14 protein-coding genes are annotated in these 17,736 nt (G+C 71.7%); 7 read left to right on the plus strand and 7 right to left on the minus strand.

Going from position 1 to position 17,736, the window contains the following annotated elements; genetic code table 11:
* Positions 1-6: 6 nt before the first annotated feature.
* From ACFU3E_RS29505 to ACFU3E_RS29530, 6 genes are all read right to left on the minus strand, one after another.
* Positions 7-1,026, minus strand: a complete 1,020-nt coding sequence (locus ACFU3E_RS29505) for an ABC transporter permease (protein ID WP_384164787.1) — start codon at positions 1,024-1,026, stop codon at positions 7-9.
* Positions 1,023-2,540: a sugar ABC transporter ATP-binding protein gene (locus ACFU3E_RS29510; protein WP_384164790.1), complete on the minus strand. Its 1,518-nt coding sequence runs from the start codon at positions 2,538-2,540 to the stop codon at positions 1,023-1,025. Before ACFU3E_RS29510 ends, ACFU3E_RS29505 begins: the two co-directional genes overlap by 4 nt.
* Before the next feature lie 131 nt (positions 2,541-2,671).
* Positions 2,672-3,853: an ROK family protein gene (locus tag ACFU3E_RS29515; protein WP_384164793.1), complete on the minus strand. Its 1,182-nt coding sequence runs from the start codon at positions 3,851-3,853 to the stop codon at positions 2,672-2,674.
* A 275-nt stretch (positions 3,854-4,128) separates the two neighbouring features.
* Positions 4,129-4,806, minus strand: coding sequence for a GntR family transcriptional regulator (locus ACFU3E_RS29520; RefSeq protein ID WP_384164796.1), 678 nt, complete (start codon positions 4,804-4,806; stop codon positions 4,129-4,131).
* A 147-nt stretch (positions 4,807-4,953) separates the two neighbouring features.
* Positions 4,954-5,892, minus strand: coding sequence for a beta-ketoacyl-ACP synthase III (locus tag ACFU3E_RS29525; protein ID WP_384164799.1), 939 nt, complete (start codon positions 5,890-5,892; stop codon positions 4,954-4,956).
* Between the two features lie 257 nt (positions 5,893-6,149).
* The gene (locus ACFU3E_RS29530) at positions 6,150-7,484 is read right to left on the minus strand and encodes an OFA family MFS transporter (protein ID WP_384164802.1); all 1,335 of its coding nucleotides are present in this window, start codon (positions 7,482-7,484) and stop codon (positions 6,150-6,152) included.
* A 232-nt stretch (positions 7,485-7,716) separates the two neighbouring features.
* On the opposite strand from ACFU3E_RS29530, the gene ACFU3E_RS29535 reads away from it, so the two are divergent.
* Genes ACFU3E_RS29535 through fdhD form a run of 5 tightly spaced genes read left to right on the plus strand, consistent with a single transcriptional unit; the run spans position 7,717 to position 14,150 of the window.
* Positions 7,717-8,688 (plus strand): 2-dehydropantoate 2-reductase, encoded by a 972-nt coding sequence (locus tag ACFU3E_RS29535; RefSeq protein ID WP_384164805.1) that lies wholly within the window; start codon positions 7,717-7,719, stop codon positions 8,686-8,688.
* Complete coding sequence (locus ACFU3E_RS29540) at positions 8,685-10,610, plus strand: molybdopterin oxidoreductase family protein (protein ID WP_384164808.1); 1,926 nt, start codon at positions 8,685-8,687, stop codon at positions 10,608-10,610. The genes ACFU3E_RS29535 and ACFU3E_RS29540 overlap by 4 nt, the downstream gene beginning before the upstream one ends.
* Positions 10,611-10,616: 6 nt before the next feature.
* Positions 10,617-12,440 carry an NAD(P)H-dependent oxidoreductase subunit E gene (locus ACFU3E_RS29545; protein ID WP_384164811.1) on the plus strand — a complete coding sequence of 608 codons (1,824 nt, stop codon included), beginning with the start codon at positions 10,617-10,619 and terminating at the stop codon, positions 12,438-12,440.
* Positions 12,437-13,297 carry a 2Fe-2S iron-sulfur cluster-binding protein gene (locus tag ACFU3E_RS29550; RefSeq protein WP_384164814.1) on the plus strand — a complete coding sequence of 287 codons (861 nt, stop codon included), beginning with the start codon at positions 12,437-12,439 and terminating at the stop codon, positions 13,295-13,297. The genes ACFU3E_RS29545 and ACFU3E_RS29550 overlap by 4 nt, the downstream gene beginning before the upstream one ends.
* A gap of 7 nt (positions 13,298-13,304) precedes the next feature.
* Positions 13,305-14,150: a formate dehydrogenase accessory sulfurtransferase FdhD gene (fdhD, locus tag ACFU3E_RS29555; protein WP_384164817.1), complete on the plus strand. Its 846-nt coding sequence runs from the start codon at positions 13,305-13,307 to the stop codon at positions 14,148-14,150.
* 106 nt (positions 14,151-14,256) lie between these two features.
* Here the strand turns inward: fdhD and ACFU3E_RS29560 are convergent, their stop codons facing one another.
* The gene (locus ACFU3E_RS29560; protein WP_384164820.1) at positions 14,257-14,694 is read right to left on the minus strand and encodes a MarR family winged helix-turn-helix transcriptional regulator; all 438 of its coding nucleotides are present in this window, start codon (positions 14,692-14,694) and stop codon (positions 14,257-14,259) included.
* 103 nt (positions 14,695-14,797) lie between these two features.
* On the opposite strand from ACFU3E_RS29560, the gene ACFU3E_RS29565 reads away from it, so the two are divergent.
* Positions 14,798-15,715, plus strand: coding sequence for a zinc-binding alcohol dehydrogenase family protein (locus ACFU3E_RS29565; RefSeq protein ID WP_384164823.1), 918 nt, complete (start codon positions 14,798-14,800; stop codon positions 15,713-15,715).
* 139 nt (positions 15,716-15,854) lie between these two features.
* On the plus strand, positions 15,855-17,726 hold the full coding sequence (locus ACFU3E_RS29570; protein WP_384164827.1) for an exo-alpha-sialidase: 1,872 nt from the start codon (positions 15,855-15,857) through the stop codon (positions 17,724-17,726).
* The last annotated feature ends 10 nt before the right edge of the window (positions 17,727-17,736 follow it).

A 17,736-nucleotide genomic window follows, 5' to 3' on the forward strand; every position in this document is an offset into this window, starting at 1 on the left:
CTTTCCTCAGGTCGTGCTCGCGGTACGGCGCTGGACCAGCACGGCGGCGACGATGATCGCGCCCTTGGCGATCTGCTGGACGTCGCTCTGCAGGTTGTTCAGGGCGAAGATGTTGGTGATCGTGGTGAAGATCAGGACGCCGAGGACGGAGCCGGTGATGGTGCCGCGGCCACCGGTGAGGAGGGTGCCGCCGATGATCGCGGCGGCGATGGCGTCGAGTTCGTAGAGGTTGCCGTTGGTGTTCTGGCCGGAACCGGCCAGGACGATCAGCAGGAAGGCGGCGATGCCGCAGCACAGCCCGGACAGCAGGTAGAGGTAGAGCCGCTGGCGGCGGACGTCGATGCCGGCGAGCCGGGCGGCCTCCGGGTTGCCGCCGACGGCGACCGTGCGGCGTCCGAAGGTGGTGCGGTTGAGCACCAGCCAGCCGATGACGGTGACGACGGCGAACACCATGACCAACGGCGGGACACCGAGGACGTAGGCGTCGCGTTCGCCCAGGTCGAGGACGGAGGGCACGGTGACGATCTGCGTCTTGCCGTCGGTGATCTGCAGGGCGAGACCGCGGGCCGAGGCCAGCATGGCGAGGGTGGCGATGAACGGCACCATCGCGCCGTAGGCGATGAGCACCCCGTTGACCAGGCCGCAGCCGACTCCGACGACGACCGCCGTGAAGAGGATGCCGGCGAAGCCGTACTCCTGGGTGGCGACGGTGGTCGCCCACACGGAGGCGAGGGCGACGATCGCGCCGACCGACAGGTCGATGCCGCCGGAGACGATGACGAAGGTCATGCCGACGGTGACGACTCCGATCACCGAGGCCTGGGTGAGGACGAGTTGCAGGTTGCGGGTGTCGAGGAACTCGTCGGGCTTGGTGATGCCGCCGATGAGGATCAGCACGGCGAGCACGCCGAGCAGGGACAGCGTGCGGACGTCGGCGCGGAACAGCAGGCCGCGCCAGGCGGGGGGCCGGGCCTGGGGCACCTTGCCGGTGCTGCTGTCCCGCGGCGGGGAGACGGGCTGCGTCATGACGCCGGGCTTCCTTCCATGACCAGGTCGAGTACGCGGTGTTCGTCGAGTTCACGCGCGGGTGCCGTGTGGACGACCCGGCCCTCGCGCAGTACCAGGACGCGGTCGGCGAGCCCGAGCACCTCAGGCACCTCGCTGGAGACCAGCAGTACGGCGAGGCCCTCGTCGGCGAGCCGGCGGATGACCGCGTAGAGCTCGGCGCGGGCTCCGACGTCGACGCCTCGGGTGGGTTCGTCGAGCAGCAGCACCTTGCAGCCGCGCAGGAGCCAGCGGGCGAGGACCGCCTTCTGCTGGTTGCCGCCGGACAGGGTGCGCACGGGCACGGACGGGTTGTCCGGCCTCAGCGACAGCTCGCGGGTGACGGCCCGGGCGGCACCGAGTTCGGCGCCCCGGTCGATCCAGCCGCCGCGCGAGAAGCGGGACATGGAGGAGACCGACACGTTGCGGGTGACGGACTCCAGCATCAGCAGGGCCTGCGCCTTGCGTTCCTCGGGGGCGAGCCCGAGTCCGGCCCGGACGGCGGACCGAACGCTGCCCGGCTTCAGGGCCTTGCCGTCGACCAGCACCCGGCCGGACGTCGGTTTGCGGGCGCCGTAGACGGTCTCCAGGATCTCGGAGCGGCCCGAGCCGACGAGTCCGGCGAGGCCGACGATCTCGCCCGGCCTGACGTCCAGGTCGAAGGGCTCGAACTCCCCTTGCCGGGACAGTTCCCGGACCTTCAGGACGGGTTCGCCGGGCGGCCGGGAGGCGGGCCGGCCGGGAAAGACGTACTCGACGTTGCGGCCGGTCATGAGGGCGACGACCTCGCGGGTGGGCGTCGCCTTCGCCGGGAGCCCGTTCGCGACGGCCCTGCCGTCCTTCAGCACGGTCACCCGGTCGCCGATCCGGCGGATCTCCTCCAGGCGGTGCGAGATGTAGACGACGGCGACTCCGGCAGCGGTGAGATCACCGACGATGCGGAAGAGGTTGTCGACCTCGTCCGGGTCGAGGGCGGCGGACGGCTCGTCCATCACGATCAGTCGTACGTCGTGGGAGAGCGCCCGCGCCATCGAGACGATCTGCTGCTGCGCCGCCGGCAACTCCCCCACGAGCCGGGACGGATCGATCTCGGCATGCCCGAGTCGCCCCAGCAGCACGGCCGTTGAGGCCTTGGCCGCTTTGCCGCGTACGACGAAGCCGGCGGTGGTCGGCTCATGCCCCAGATGGACGTTCTCGGCGACCGACAGGTGCTCCACCAGGTCGAGTTCCTGGTAGATGGTGGCGATGCCGAGGCGCATGGCGGCGATCGGCGAGCGGAGGGTGACCTCCTCGCCGCGCCAGCGGATGACGCCGGTGTCGGGCTGGTGGGCACCGGCCAGGACCTTGATGAGGGTGGACTTGCCGGCGCCGTTCTGGCCTAGCAGGCAGTGCACCTCGCCGGCCTGGACGTCGAGGTCGACGCCGTCGAGGGCCCGGACTCCGGGGAACGACTTGGTGATGCCGGACATGCTGAGCAGCGGTGGTTCTGGTGCCATGCGATTCCCCTTGGCGGGCGGGCCGGTGTCAGGGCGCTTGTCGGGCAGGCGTGTTCAGGGCAGGGCAGAGCAGGGCTCGGTACGCAGAGCGTGGAGCTGACGTACGGGAGTGCCGAAGTGCTGAAGTGCGCTTACGCGGGTGAGAACAGGTGGTCGCTGATGAGCCGGGCCGCGCCGATGACCCCGGCGGTGGGACCCAGCTCGCCCAGGACGATGGGCAGATTGCCGGTCGCCAGCGGCAGCGACTGGCGGTAGACCTGGGTGCGGATCGCGGCGAGCAGGGTGTGGCCGAGGCCGGTCACCCCGCCGCCGATCACCACCAGGCCCGGATTGAAGAAGCTGACCAGGCCGGCGATGACCTGGCCGGTGCGGTTGCCGCCCTCGCGGATCAGGTCGAGGGCGGTGGCGTCACCGGCGGAGGCCGCGGCGGCGACGTCGACAGCGGTGAGGCCGCCGTTCGTCTCCAGCCGCGAGGCCAGTTCGGGCGAAAGGCCCTGCTGGGCGGCCTCCACGGCGTCACGGGCGAGGGCCGCCCCGCTGAAATGGGCCTCCAGGCAGCCCCGGTTGCCACAGGCACAGGGGCGGCCGTCGGGGACGGCCTGGATGTGCCCGATGTCGCCGGCGCTGCCCGTCGTACCGCGGTAGACCTCACCGCCGACGACGATGCCGCAGCCGATGCCGGTGCCGATCTTGACGCAGAGGAAGTCGGCGACGGTGCGGGCGACGCCCGCGTGCTGCTCCCCCATCGCCATGAGGTTCACGTCGTTGTCGACCATGACCGGGCAGCCGAGTTCCTGGCTGAGCGCCTCCCGCACGGGGAAGCCGTCCCAGCCGGGCATGATCGGCGGTGCCACCGGGACGCCCTCGGGGAATCGCACCGGGCCCGGGACGCCGATGCCGGCGCCGTCGAACCCCTCAGCGAGCCCGGAGGCCCGCAGCTTCGCGGCCATGGCCAGGACCTGCTCGAAGACCGCGACCGGGCCTTCGCGTACGTCCATGGGCTGGTTGATGTGCCCGAGGGTCTCCAGCTCGGCGTTGGTGACGGCGACGTCGACCGAGGTCGCGCCGATGTCGACGCCGAGGAAGCGCAGTCCGGGGTTGAGCCTGACGTTGTGGCTGCGGCGGCCGCCGCGCGAGGCGGCGAGTCCGTCGGCCACGACCAGCCCCGTCTCCAGGAGCCGGTCCACCTCGACGGCGAGCTTGGACCGCGAGAGGTCGACCTGGTCGCCCAGCTGGGCACGGGAGTTGGGGCCACCGTCGCGCAACAGCCTGAGCAGACGGGCCTGATGGGCGTTTGCGGGTCGTGCGGTCATACGTCTCACGAGCCCCTCCCCGCCTCGATCGGCCTGTGCGCGCCGGTTTTCCGCCACCTCGGTGGCTTGCTTTCGGAGGGAACGTAGCAGCGGCTGCCGGAGGTGGGAAGAAGTCGCGCAGGAATTGCCCTCTACTTTTTCCACTCACAGGACAAAGGCGGGCGCAGGGCGGCCCCGGAGCTGTGGAGGGCGCCGACGGCCGGACGGCGCGGACCCAGACGGTGACGTCGCGAGGCCCGCCCTCCGGGCGGACGACGAGACGGTGTGGATTCCCCCTAGGAACGCGACCGCGCGTGGTACGACCGGCGGGTGTGCTCGGTGTGCTCGCGCATCAGCTGCGTGGCCCGCTGCTCGTCCCGGGCGGCGACCGCCGCGATCAGTTCGCGGTGCTCGATCCAGGACTGGTGGCCCCGTTGGCGGGCCACGGGCGTGTAGTACCAGCGCACGCGCCGGTCGACCTGGGCGGCGAGTTCGGCCAGGACCGCGTTGCCCGCGAGCTCCATGATCTTGGCATGGAAGCGGGCGTTCATGGCGACGGCCCCGTCCACGTCGTCGGCCTCGACGGCCTCCTCGCCCTCCGCGCACAGCGCTTCCAGGGCGGCGATGCCCGCGCTGTCGGCGTCGGCCGCCGCGAGCCGGGCCGCCTCGGCCTCCAGAAGCGTACGGACCGTGAGGAGCTGGTCGGCCTCCTCCTCCGTGGGCTCGTGCACGAACGCGCCCTGGGCCGGCCGCAGATCGACCCACCCCTCGGTGTTGAGTCGCTGCAGTGCCTCGCGCACCGGCTGCCGGGAGACCCCGAGGTGCCCGGCGAGTTCGCTCTCGACCAGGTGCTGACCGGGCTGCAGCGCACGGGTGGTGATGAGTTCGAGCAGTGCCTCGTAGACACGGTCACGCAGCGGACCCGGGCGTTCCAGCTTGGGTACCGCCCCCTGGGGCAGGCCTGTCGACAGCATCGCGGTCCCCCTCCTCGGCAGGGCCGTGCACAGCGCGGCGCGAACCGGTGCCGCCGCAGAGTCAGTATCGATTGTCTTTCGTCTACAGTCTACGGCGCACAGGAGCCAGGGTTTCGGGGAGTTGACCGCGTCACACCGCCCCGCCGCTCACGGGCAGCGCACGACCTGCCCGGCGTACGACAGGTTCCCGCCGAAGCCGAACAGCAGCACCGGGTCGCCCGTGACGACGGCTCCCTGCTCGACGAGCTTCGAGAAGGCCAGCGGAATGCTCGCGGCCGAGGTGTTGCCGGACTCGGTGACATCGCGTGCGACGACCGCGTTGACGGCACCGATCTTCTCCGCGAGGGGCTCGATGATGCGCAGGTTCGCCTGGTGCAGCACGACCCCGGCGAGGTCGGCAGGCTCCAGCCCGGCCCGCTCGCAGGCCCGGCGCGCGATGGGCGGCAGCTGCGTGGTGGCCCAGCGGTAGACGCTCTGCCCCTCCTGGGCGAAGCGCGGCGGGGTGCCCTCGATGCGCACCGCGTTGCCCATCTCGGGCACCGAGCCCCACAGCACCGGCCCGATGGCCGGCTCGCCGGCGGCCTCCACCACCGCGGCGCCCGCCCCGTCGCCGACGAGCACGCAGGTGCTGCGATCGCTCCAGTCGGCCACCTCGGACATCTTGTCGGCCCCGATGACCAGCACCCGGCTCGCGCCCCCCGCGCGGACGGCGTGGTCGGCGGTGGCCAGGGCGTGGGTGAAGCCGGCGCACACGACGTTGAGGTCTATGGTGGCGGCCTGCGGGATGCCCAGGCGGGCCGCGACCCGGGCGGCCGTGTTGGGCGAGCGGTCGACGGCGGTGGAGGTGGCGACCAGCACCAGGTCGATGTCCGCCGGGGTCAGCCCGGCCGCGGCGAGGGCCTTGGCGGCGGCGTGGGCGGCCAGTTCGTCGACCGGTTCGTCGGGTCCGGCGATGTGGCGCGTGCGGATGCCCACCCGGCTCCTGATCCACTCGTCACTGGTGTCGACCAGGCCCGCCAGGTCCTCGTTGGTGAGTACCTTGGCGGGCTGGTAGTGGCCGACGGCGGCGATGCGCGAGCCGTTCATGGGTGGATCCCCCTCGTTGCCTTGGGTAGCGGATCCACCAGTCTGATCAGTGACTCACGGGTACGAGGACAGCCAAGACGACAGGAAACGAGCGCCGGGGTTGTCAGCTTCGGTCAGCACCCTGGACCCCCGGACACCTGTCGAACGGCTACCCGGTGAACAGCTGCGTCGCCTTCCGCACCAGTTCGTACAGCCCGTAGGCGAGCGGTACGCCCACCCACACCCAGGCGAAGGTGATCAGCCACCGCCGGTCCGGACTAGGCGGACTCTGACTGCTGTCGCCGGCCATGGGCGGCCTCCTTCGGGGCGGGGATGTGGTGGCGCGGGTCGACGGGCCGGACCAGTTCGTTGGCGACGAAGCCGACGACGAGCAGCCCGATCATGATGACGAACGACAGCCCGTACAGGGACGCGCCGTGCCGGCCCGCCTCCTCCTGCCGGTCGGCGATCCAGTTCACGATCAGCGGGCCGAGCACCCCGGCCGTGGACCAGGCGGTGAGCAGCCGCCCGTGGATGGCACCGACCTGGTGCGTACCGAACAAATCCTTCAGATACGCCGGAACCGTGGCGAAACCACCGCCGTAGAAGGAGAGGATGACCAGCGCGCACAGGATGAACAGCGGCTTGGAGGAGTCGCCGAACAGGGCGATGAGGGCATACATCAGCGCGCCCACGCCCAGGTAGACGCGGTAGATGTTCTTGCGGCCGATGAGGTCGGACGTCGACGACCAGCCGATGCGGCCCGCCATGTTCGCCGCCGACAGCAGCGCGACGAAGCCGGCGGCGGCCGTCACCGACACCGGGGTGGAGGTGTCCGCGAAGAAGTCCGTGATCATCGGCGCGGCCTTCTCCAGGATGCCGATGCCGGCGGTGACGTTCATGCAGAGCACGAGCCACAGCAACCAGAACTGCGGGGTGCGCAGTGCCTGGTTCGCGGAGACCTGCGGGCCGGTGGGGACTTGTCGCGCACTTGCCCGCTCCCCTGGGGCGTGACGCGGAACCCGGACCAGAACGACGCCCAGCAACATGAAGACGGCGTACGACAGGCCGTGCACCAGGAAGGCGAGCGCGATACCGGAGCTGTCGCCGCCGAACGACTCCAGCATCTGGGCCGACCACGGTGAGGCGATGAGCGCGCCGCCGCCGAAGCCCATGATGGCGATGCCGGTGGCCATGCCGGGCCGGTCGGGGAACCACTTGATCAGTGTGGAGACGGGCGAGATGTAGCCGATGCCGAGACCGATGCCGCCGACGAATCCGTAGCCGAACACGATCAGCCAGTACTGCTCCAGGGACGCACCCAGCGCGGAGAGCAGAAATCCGGAGGAGAAGCAGAGCAGGGCGACGGTCATGGCCCAGCGCGGGCCCTTGCGCTCGACGAGCGTGCCGCCGAAGGCGGCGGACAGGCCCAGCATGACGATGCCCAGCTGGAAGGGCAGCGCACTCTGCGTGCCGCTGAGGCCGAGCGCGGACTCCAGGGGCGGTTTGAACACGCTCCAGGCGTAGGCCTGGCCGATGGAGAGATGTACGGAGAGAGCGGCGGGCGGAACGAGCCAGCGGCTCCAGCCCGGGGGCGCGACTGGGGGACTCATGAACCCCGGACGGTAGGGATCCGCACGGGAGTTGAGAAGGCGGCACGTCGACCGTATGCGGTGAGCGGTATGCAGCATGCGCCGAACGGTCGGCGCACGGACCCTTGCCGCCCCAACCTCCATACTGTAGACAATATTTCGTCGACACAAGCCGTCCGCGAGCCATACGCGACCCGTGGGCGGCCGACGGCAGCCACCTCCGCGGTATCCCTCAACCGAACGGAGTGTTCCCGTGAAAGTCGCAGTTCTCGGCGCCGGTGCCATCGGCGCCTACGTCGGCGCCGCGCTCCACCGCGCGGGTGCCGAGGTGCATCTCATCGCCCGTGGACCGCATCTGGCGGCCATGAGGCAGCACGGAGTCCGGGTGCGCAGCCCACGCGGCGACTTCACCGCGCGCCCCCACGCCACCGACGACCCGGCCGAGGTCGGCCCGGTCGACCATGTCTTCCTGGGTCTGAAGGCCAACGCGTACGCGGCGTGCGGGCCGCTGATCGCGCCCTTGCTGCACGAGACGACGTCGGTCGTCGCGGCCCAGAACGGCATCCCCTGGTGGTACTTCCACCGGCACGGCGGCCCGTACGACGGCCACCGTGTCGAGAGTGTCGACCCGGACGGCGCGGTCAGTGCGGTGCTCGCGCCCGAACGGGCCATCGGCTGTGTCGTCTACGCGGCGACCGAGCTCGAAGGGCCGGGCGTCGTGCGGCACTTGGAGGGCACGCGGTTCTCCATCGGCGAGCCCGACCGGAGCCGCTCCGCCCGCTGTCTCGCCTTCAGTGAGGCCCTGCAGGCGGGTGGTCTGAAGTGCCCGGTCGAACCGGACCTGCGGAGCGACATCTGGGTCAAGCTGCTCGGCAACATCTCCTTCAACCCGATCAGCGCGCTGGCCCGCGCGACCATGCGGCAGATGTGCCTGCACGGCGGCACCCGCAAGGTCATCGAGATCATGATGACCGAGACGCTGGCGGTCGCCGAGGCCCTCGGCTGCGAGGTCGGTGTCTCCATCGAGCGCCGGCTCGCGGGTGCCGAGCGGGTCGGCGACCACCGCACCTCCACGCTCCAGGACCTGGAGCGCGGCAAGCCGCTCGAACTCGACGTGCTGCTCGCCGCGGTCGTCGAGCTGGCGGAGATCACCGGCGTGGAGGTGCCCACCCTGCGCACCGTGCACGCCATCTCGGACCTGCTCGCGCTGAGGAGCGCCGCATGAGGAAACGCGACCGGACCCCCAAGACCTACACCCGGCTCACCCACCCGCTCGTCCGGGACTCCCGCGACCAGCCGTTCCGGCCGGCCGGCTGGGAGGAGGCCCTGGACCGGGCCGCCCTGGGCATCGGGCGCAACCGCGACGCCTTCGGCATGTTCAGCTGCGCCCGCGCCACCAACGAGATGAACTACGTGGCGCAGAAGTTCGCCCGGGTCGTGATGGGCACCAACAACGTCGACTCCTGCAACCGCACCTGCCACGCCCCGAGCGTGGCGGGCCTGTCGGCGGCGTTCGGCTCGGGCGGCGGGACGTCGTCGTACGAGGAGATCGAGCACACCGACGTCATCGTGATGTGGGGCTCCAACGCCCGGTTCGCGCACCCGATCTTCTTCCAGCACGTGCTGAAGGGGATCCGGAACGGCGCCCGGATGTACGCGGTCGACCCGCGCCGGACCTCGACCGCCGAATGGGCGGAGAGCTGGATGGGGCTCAACGTCGGCACGGACATACCGATGGCGCACGCGATCGGCCGCGAGATCATCCACGCGGGGCTCGCGAACGACGCGTTCATCGAGCGGGCGACCACCGGCTTCGAGGAGTACCGGGCCCTGGTCGAGCCGTGGACGCTGTCGCTCGCCGAGAAGGTGACGGGCGTACCGGCGGCGGCGATCCGCGAGCTGGCGCATGCCTACGGGCGTGCCGAGCGGGCCCAGTTGTGCTGGACCCTGGGCATCACCGAGCACCACAACGGCACCGACAACGTCCGCGCCCTGATCAACCTGTCCCTGCTGACCGGGCACGTCGGCCGCTACGGCTCCGGCCTGCAGCCCCTGCGCGGGCAGAACAACGTGCAGGGCGGCGGCGACATGGGCGCGATCCCCAACCGCCTGCCCGGCTTCCAGGACATCCTGGACGGGAGCGTGCGGCTGAAGTTCGAGTCGGCCTGGAACACCGTGATCCGGCCGCACTACGGCCTGAACCTCACGGAGATGTTCGAGGCGATGGAGGACGGCACGCTCAAGGCCGTCTACTGCATCGGCGAGAACCCCGCCCAGTCCGAAGCCGACAGCGAGCAGGCCGTACGGCGGCTGAAGGCCCTGGACTTCCTGGTCGTGCAGGACATCTTCCTGACGAAGACGGCCGAACTCGCGGACGTCGTCCTGCCCGCCACGGCCGGCTGGGCGGAGACCGACGGCACGACCACCAACAGCGAGCGGCGGGTCCAGCGCGTCCGCAAGGCCGTCACCCCGCCCGGCGAGGCCCGCGAGGACATCGACATCATCTGCGACCTCGCGGCCCGCCTCGGCCACGACTGGAAGTACGCCGACGCCGAGACCGTGTGGAACGAGCTCCGTTCCGTCTCGCCCGACCACTACGGCATGACGTACGAGCGCCTGGAGGAGCACCAGGGCATCCAGTGGCCCTGCCCGAGCACGGACGGGATCGAACCCACCTATCTGCACGGCCGGTTGTGGGAGGCCGATCCCGAAAGGCGCGGCCCGCTCGCTCCGTTCGGGATCGTGCGGCACGACCCGCCCGTGGACCTCACCGATGAGCGCTACCCGCTCCGGCTCACCACGGGGCGGCGGCTCGACTCGTACAACACCGGTGTGCAGAGCGGAGGTTACGCCTCGCCGCTGCGGCGCGGGGAGTTCATCGAGCTGAGCCCGGAGGACGCCGAGCGCTACGGGGTCGTGGTCGGCGAGCACGTCCAGGTGACCTCGCGGCGCGGGTCGGTGACCGCGCCGGTGTGGGTGGACACCGCGCTGCGGCCGGGGCTCGCCTTCATGACCATGCACTTCCCCGACGAGGTGGACACCAACCAGCTGACGATCGAGGCGAACTGCCCGATCGCGGGGACGGCGGAGTTCAAGGCGTCGGCGATCCGGATCGAGAAGCTGCCCGTCGCGACCATCGTGGGGTGAACGCAAGTGGACCTGCACTTCGGTGACAGCAAGCCGACGGACGAGGAGCGAGCAGCCGTCGACGCCCTCCTCGGGCCTCCGCAGTCCTCGTGGGAGGGCGCCGACCGCTCCGATGCGGATCTGCGGTGGGCGCGTGGCGGGCGCGAGGCCAGGGACCGGCGCGACCTGCTGCTGCCGGGGCTGCACGCGATCAACGACCGGGTCGGCTGGATCAGCGACGGCGCCCTCGACTACCTGTGCCGGCGGCTGACGGTGCCGCCGGCGGAGGCGTACGGGGTCGCCACCTTCTATGCCATGTTCTCGGTCGAGCCGCGTCCGGCGACCGTGCTCCACGTGTGCACGGACCTGGCGTGCGCGGCGGCCGGGGCGCCTCAGCTGTGCGCCGGGATCGAGGGGCGGCTGGGCCTCGGCAGCGGCGTGGGTGTCGAACGCAGCCCGTGCCTGGGCCTGTGCGAACGCGCCCCGGCCGTGCTCGCGATCAAGGCCGGGGATCCGGTCCGCACGGCGGTCTCGGCGCCGGCGACCGTCCATGACGCCGTGCTCGCGGCGAGCTCGCCCGGCTCCGCGCCCGAGGAGCCGCCGGCCGCGCTGGCGGTCCCCCAGGCGGGGCAGGACGGGCTGATGCTGCTGCACCGCGTCGGCGTGGTCGACCCGTCGTCCCTCGACGACTACCGCGCCCACGGCGGTTACACGGCCCTGCGCCGGGCCTTCGAGCTGGGTCCGGCCGGGGTCATCCGCGAGGTCACGGAGTCGGGCCTGGTCGGGCGCGGCGGCGCCGCCTTCCCCACCGGCCGCAAGTGGCAGGCCACGGCGTCCCAGCCCGACCAGCCGCACTACCTCGTCTGCAACGCCGACGAGTCGGAGCCGGGCACCTTCAAGGACCGGGTGCTCATGGAGGGCGACCCGTACGCGCTGATCGAGGCCATGACGATCGCCGGGTACGCGACCGGCGCCCACCGGGGCTACCTGTATCTGCGCGGCGAGTACCCGCGCGCCCTGCGCCTGCTGGAGCAGGCGATCGCGCAGGCCCGTGCGCGAGGGCTGCTCGGCGACGACGTCCTCGGGCAGGGCTACGCCTTCGACATCGAGATCCGGCGCGGCGCGGGCGCCTACATCTGCGGTGAGGAGACGGCCCTGTTCAACTCCATCGAGGGCTACCGCGGCGAGCCGCGTTCCAAGCCGCCGTTCCCTGTGGAGAAGGGCCTGTTCGGCAAGCCGACGGTCGAGAACAACGTGGAGACGCTGGTCAACGTCCTGCCGATCCTGACCATGGGGGCCCCGGCGTACGCGGCGATCGGCACCGGGCGCTCCACCGGACCGAAGCTGTTCTGCGTGTCCGGGAGTGTGGAGCGGCCCGGTGTCTACGAGGTGCCGTTCGGCGCGACCCTCGGTGATGTGCTCACCCTGGCCGGGGTGCGCGACGGGCTGCGGGCGGTGCTGCTCGGCGGGGCGGCCGGCGGTTTCGTGCGGGCCGACGAGCTGGACGTGCCGCTCACCTTCGAAGGGACGCGGGAGGCGGGCACGACGCTCGGCTCGGGGGTCGTGATGGCCTTCGACGACAGCGTGCCCCTGCCCCGGCTGCTGCTGCGCATCGCGGAGTTCTTCCGGGACGAGTCGTGCGGGCAGTGCGTGCCGTGCCGGGTGGGGACGGTGCGGCAGGAGGAGGCGCTGCACCGGATCGTGGAGCGCACGGGCGTCGACGCCGCCGGGGACATCGCGCTGCTGCGGGAGGTCGGCCGCGCCATGCGGGACGCCTCGATCTGCGGTCTCGGGCAGACCGCGTGGAACGCCGTGGAATCCGCCATCGACCGTCTGGGGGCGTACGAATGACCGTCACACCGCTGGGGATCCCGCGCCGCATGCTGGAGTTCACCCTCGACGGCGAGGTGGCCCGGGTCCCCGAGGGCTCGACCGTCCTGGACGCCTGCCGGGCGGCCGGGAAGGACATCCCGACCCTGTGCGAGGGCGACACCCTGCGCCCCAAGAACGCCTGCCGGGTCTGCGTCGTCGAGGTCGAGGGGGCCAGGACGCTCGTCCCGGCCTGCTCCCGCAAGGCCGAGCCGGGCATGGAGGTCCGCACGGACACCGAGCGCGCCCGGCACAGCCGCAAGGTCGTCCTGGAACTGCTCGCGTCCTCGGTCGACCTGTCGACGACGCCGAGGGTCGCCGGGTGGCTCAAGGAGTACGAGGCGAAGCCGGACCGCTTCGGCCCGGACGCGGCGCGGCTGAACGAGGAGCCGAAGATCGACAACGACCTGTACGTGCGCGACTACGACAAGTGCATCCTCTGCTACAAGTGCGTCGACGCCTGCGGCGACCAGTGGCAGAACTCCTTCGCGATCTCGGTCGCCGGGCGCGGTTTCGACGCCCGGATCGCCGTGGAGCACGACGCGCCGCTGACCGACTCGGCGTGCGTGTACTGCGGGAACTGCATCGAGGTGTGCCCCACGGGCGCGCTGTCCTTCAAGTCCGAGTTCGACATGCGCGCGGCGGGTACGTGGGACGAGGAGCGGCAGACGGAGACGACCACGGTGTGCGCGTACTGCGGAGTGGGCTGCAACCTGACGCTGCACGTGCAGGACAATGAGATCGTGAAGGTCACCTCGCCGCACGACAACCCGGTGACCCACGGCAATCTCTGCATCAAGGGCCGCTTCGGCTACCAGCACGTACAGAACCGGGACTGATCGGGACATGGGACGAGTCACGGAACGACGCAAGGTGATCCGCATCCGGGACGGGGTGGTCTCCAGCCGCCCGGACACGCTCGTCGCCGAGGAACCTCTGGAGATCCGGCTCAACGGCAAGTCCCTGGCGATCACCATGCGCACGCCGGGCGACGACTTCGCGCTGGCGGCGGGCTTCCTGGTGAGCGAGGGGGTGCTGGCCGGGCAGCAGGACCTGCGGAACATCGTCTACTGCGCCGGGGCGACGGCCGACGGCTCGAACACGTACAACGTGGTCGACGTGCAGACGGCCCCGGGCGTGGTGATCCCCGACATCACGCTGGAGCGCAACGTCTACACCACGTCCTCCTGCGGGCTGTGCGGCAAGGCGTCGCTGGACGCGGTGCGCACCACGGCCCGGTGGCCCATCGCCGACACTCCCCCGGTGCGGATCTCCCCCGAGCTGCTCGCGGACCTTCCCGGCCGGCTGCGCGCGGCCCAGCGGGTCTTCGACCGGACGGGGGGCCTGCACGCGGCGGCCCTGTTCTCGGAAGACGGCGAGCTGCTGGACGTCCGGGAGGACGTGGGCCGGCACAACGCGGTCGACAAGCTGGTCGGCCGCGCCCTGCAGAACGGGGACCTGCCGCTGTCCCGGGCGGTCCTGCTCGTGTCGGGCCGGGCCTCCTTCGAGCTGGCGCAGAAGGCCGTGATGGCCGGCATTCCCGTACTGGCGGCCGTGTCGGCGCCGTCCTCGCTGGCGGTGGACCTGGCCGCCGAGACGGGCCTGACGCTGGTGGGCTTCCTGCGGGGCAGCTCCATGAACGTGTACGCGGGTGAGGAGCGCATCGCCCTGCGGGCCGCCGCCCAGGGCTGAGCAGGTCCCTCCCGCGACACGGCGGCGGGGCCCCGGCCGGCGGGGAGCGCCCCCTGCGCCGCAGGGGCCCCGTCTCGGCCTGCCCCGCGAGGATCCGGGGTCGTCGTCAGTCCGCCGTGGCGGATATCCGGAGCAGCATCTCCGTGAACTGCTCCCGCTCGGCCGCCGACAGCGGTGCGAGCAGTTCGTCGTTGGCCGCGCGGGCCGCCTTCTCGCAGCGCTTCAGCAGCCGTGCTCCCCGCGGGGTGAGGGACACCGCGTTCTTGCGGCGGTCCCTCGGGTCCGGTTCTCGTACCACCAGGCCGGCCGACTGGAGGTCGTTGAGGACGCCGACCAAATCCTTGGGGTCCAGCCGGACGCCGCGGCCGAGGTCGGCCTGGGCGACGGGGGCGAGGTCACGGACGGCGGACAGCACCACGTGGTGCCACATCCGCATGTCCTCCCCGGCCAGCGCGTCGGCCACCAGGGCCCGGCCGTGGGCGGCGGCGCGGCCGAGCAGCCAGCTGGGCAGGGAGCGGATCGCGGGGAGGGGGGCTTCCGACATGGCCGCAGCCTAACCAAGAGATCGTTGGTCCTTCCTATGATCGTCCTATACCGTTGGGCTCCCCAACGAGTTCGTTGGGATCACCCACGACTCCGGAGGTGCGATGCGCCGCGTCCGCTGCGAATCCCGAGGCGGCCCCCTGTTCGTGGAGGAGGCACTGCTCCCCGAGCCCGGCCCGGGTGAGCTGCTCGTGCGCGCGGAGGCGATCGGCGTCACGCTCCCGGCGGTACGCAAGGTCACCGAGGCGGCTGAGCCCGGCCCGCTCGGCGGTGAGATCGCCGGCGAGGTCGTGGCCGCCGGCGAGGGCGCCACCCGCTTCGGCACCGGCGACCGGGTGACCGGGCTCTGCTTCGGCCACGGCTACGCCGACTTCGCGCTGCTGCACGAGGCCATGGCCTCCCCGGTCCCGCCCGGCGCGAGCGCCGTCGAAGCGGTCGCCCTGGTCCGCAGCGGGCTGGTCGCCCTCGGCGCCCTGGAGGCGGCCCGCCCCCAGCCTGGCGAGGCCGCCCTGGTCACCGCGGCCGCGGGCGGTGCCGGCCATCTGGCCGTGCAGCTGGCCGGGACGCGCGGCGCCGGACGGGTCGTGGGAGCCGTCTCCGACCCGGCCAAGGCCGACTTCGTCCGGGGCCTCGGCGCCGACCACGTCATCTCGTACGGCGACGACAGCTGGGGCACCCCGGTCGACTACGTCCTGGACGCGGTCGGCGGCGAGTTGCTCACCCCGGCCCTCGCCGCACTCGCCCCGGAGGGCCGGCTGGTGGCGTACAGCTCGGGCGGCGGCACCGTCCGGGCGTACGACCTGCTCGTGGGCGCCAAGTCGGTGATCGGGTTCCAGATGGCCCGTATCGCCCGCGGGAAGCCGGAGTTGTACGAGCAGTGGCGCGAGGAGCTGTGGCAGTTGTTCGCGGCGGGGGAACTCAGGCCCGTCGTCCACGGGGAGTTCGCCCTGGAGGACGCGGCCAAGGCGCACGGGGAGATCGAGGGGCGGACCAACCTGGGCAAGGTCGTCCTGATCCCCTGACGCACGCTTCTCGTGGGGGGCTGTGAACCCAAGTACCGTCTGTGACCCACCCATGGGACATGGAATGTCCGGATGACCGGATGTCTGTTCCCTGGTTCTGGTGGTCCAGCCGACAGACGCATGAAGGGCAGGTCGCACCATGCCGTCAAGTCTTCGCACCCGTCTGAGATCCACCCTGACAGCCGCTCTCGCAGCCGGCGCGCTGCTCGCGCCCACCGCCCCGGCGCACGGCAACCCCAGTACGGCCTTACCGGAGTTCGCACAACAGGTGCTCTTCAAGGCGTCCCGGGACCCGGGCTACGCCTGCTTCCGGATCCCGGCGATCGTGCGCACCGCCAGCGGCACACTGCTGGCCTTCGCCGAGGGCCGCGTCCTCAACTGCGGAGACGCGGCCGACATCGACATCGTCGTCAAGCGCTCCACCGACGGCGGCCGCACCTGGGGGCCGCTCCAGGTCGTCACCGAGGGCGCGGGCGACACGCACGGCAACCCGGCGCCCCTCGTAGACCGCAGGACCGGCCGGATCCTGCTGGCCGAGACGTTCAACACCGGCCGTACGGACGCCGGCAACTGCTCCGTCCCCTGCGACCGCACCCCGCACCTGCAGTACAGCGACGACGACGGCAGGACCTGGTCGGAGCCACGCGATCTGAGCGACGAGATCCTGCCCGGGCACTGGAACTCCTGGTACGCGACCGGTCCCGTGCACGGTGTGCAGCTGACCCGCGGCAAGCACGCCGGGCGGCTCGTGTTCGGCGTCAGCACCGAGACGTGGAACGGCAGCCGGGTCTCCGCCGACCACGCCGCGCTCATCGTCAGCGACGACGGCGGCGACTCCTGGCAGGTCGGCGCCACGGACACCTGGCCCATGGCGCAGGACGGCACGTTCCGGCAGAAGCCGTCCGAGGTGACGCTCACCGAACGTGCCGACGGCGCCCTCCTCGTCAGCGGCCGGGAGCAGGACGGCACCGACCTGGGCCACCGCTCCCAGACCCTCAGCCTGGACGGCGGCGACAGCTTCGAGGCACCGTTCCGCGAGCTCCCGGACCTGTACACCCCGCAGGTCCAGGGCGCGACCCTGCGCCTCGGCGACCGGATGCTGCTGTCCGCTCCGGCGGACCCCGACCGCCGCCGGACGATGATGATCCGCTCCTCCTACGACGGCGGGCGCACCTGGGAGAGCGTGGACCGGGGCACGGTCGTCACCACGGACTGGTCCGGCTACTCCGACATGGCGGCCGTCAACGGCACGACGGTGGGCTTGCTGTACGAGGGCGGCGCGGCCGACGCACGCGACGAGATCCGCTTCGCCCGCTTCACCGAGGACTGGCTGAAGCCACGCCGGGGCGCCGACCCGACCACCCGCGACGCGGCGGCGGGCGCCAGGCCCGCGGCCGTGCTCGGCGGCGCCGGGCGGACGGCCGGTGTCCGCGGCGGGGCGCTGTCCTTCGACGGCACCGACGACGCCGTGCGGCTGCCGTACCGGTCCCGGCTCCCGCTCGGCGAAGGTGACTTCACCGCCTCGCTGCACTTCCGCTACACGGCCACGACCGGCGAGCAGCCCTTCCTGTGGATGGGCGGCATCGGCACCACACAGCCGCAGATCTGGCTGCGCGGGGAGCCGGCGAGCGACCGGGTCCGGGGACTGATCACCACCCGGTCGGGCGCGGCGACCGTCAGGTCGGCCTCGGTATGGACCGACGGCGCCCGCAACGACGGCCGTTGGCACCATCTTGCGCTGCGCCGCGGCGGAGGACGGCTGACGCTCTTCCTCGACGGCAAGGCGCTCAGCACGGCGGACGTGCCGGGCTCGGTCAGCCGCAACTCCCCGTTCGGCGTGCACATCGGCCAGCGCATGGACAGCCGGGCGTTCCTCACCGGGGCGATCGACGACGTCCGGGTGTGGAACCGGGCCCTGAGCGACAGGGAGTTGGCCTACGGCACCTCGGGCGCGGCTTCCCGGGGCACGGTGCTGTGGCTGCCCATGGACCAGGTGAGCGGCAGCAACTAACGTCACGGAG

Source organism: Streptomyces sp. NPDC057424 (assembly GCF_042803315.1).
Classification (GTDB): Bacteria; Actinomycetota; Actinomycetes; order Streptomycetales; family Streptomycetaceae; genus Streptomyces.

Bases quoted from the DNA above. Each gene is read 5' to 3' on its own strand.
- ACFU3E_RS29550 (WP_384164814.1), top strand. From the start codon at position 12,437: ATGACCGTCACACCGCTGGGGATCCCGCGCCGCATGCTGGAGTTCACC.
- ACFU3E_RS29515 (WP_384164793.1), bottom strand. From the start codon at position 3,853: ATGACCGCACGACCCGCAAACGCCCATCAGGCCCGTCTGCTCAGGCTG.
- ACFU3E_RS29570 (WP_384164827.1), top strand. From the start codon at position 15,855: ATGCCGTCAAGTCTTCGCACCCGTCTGAGATCCACCCTGACAGCCGCT.
- ACFU3E_RS29525 (WP_384164799.1), bottom strand. From the start codon at position 5,892: ATGAACGGCTCGCGCATCGCCGCCGTCGGCCACTACCAGCCCGCCAAG.
- fdhD (WP_384164817.1), top strand. From the start codon at position 13,305: ATGGGACGAGTCACGGAACGACGCAAGGTGATCCGCATCCGGGACGGG.
- ACFU3E_RS29530 (WP_384164802.1), bottom strand. From the start codon at position 7,484: ATGAGTCCCCCAGTCGCGCCCCCGGGCTGGAGCCGCTGGCTCGTTCCG.
- ACFU3E_RS29505 (WP_384164787.1), bottom strand. From the start codon at position 1,026: ATGACGCAGCCCGTCTCCCCGCCGCGGGACAGCAGCACCGGCAAGGTG.
- ACFU3E_RS29540 (WP_384164808.1), top strand. From the start codon at position 8,685: ATGAGGAAACGCGACCGGACCCCCAAGACCTACACCCGGCTCACCCAC.
- ACFU3E_RS29510 (WP_384164790.1), bottom strand. From the start codon at position 2,540: ATGGCACCAGAACCACCGCTGCTCAGCATGTCCGGCATCACCAAGTCG.
- ACFU3E_RS29560 (WP_384164820.1), bottom strand. From the start codon at position 14,694: ATGTCGGAAGCCCCCCTCCCCGCGATCCGCTCCCTGCCCAGCTGGCTG.
- ACFU3E_RS29565 (WP_384164823.1), top strand. From the start codon at position 14,798: ATGCGCCGCGTCCGCTGCGAATCCCGAGGCGGCCCCCTGTTCGTGGAG.
- ACFU3E_RS29520 (WP_384164796.1), bottom strand. From the start codon at position 4,806: ATGCTGTCGACAGGCCTGCCCCAGGGGGCGGTACCCAAGCTGGAACGC.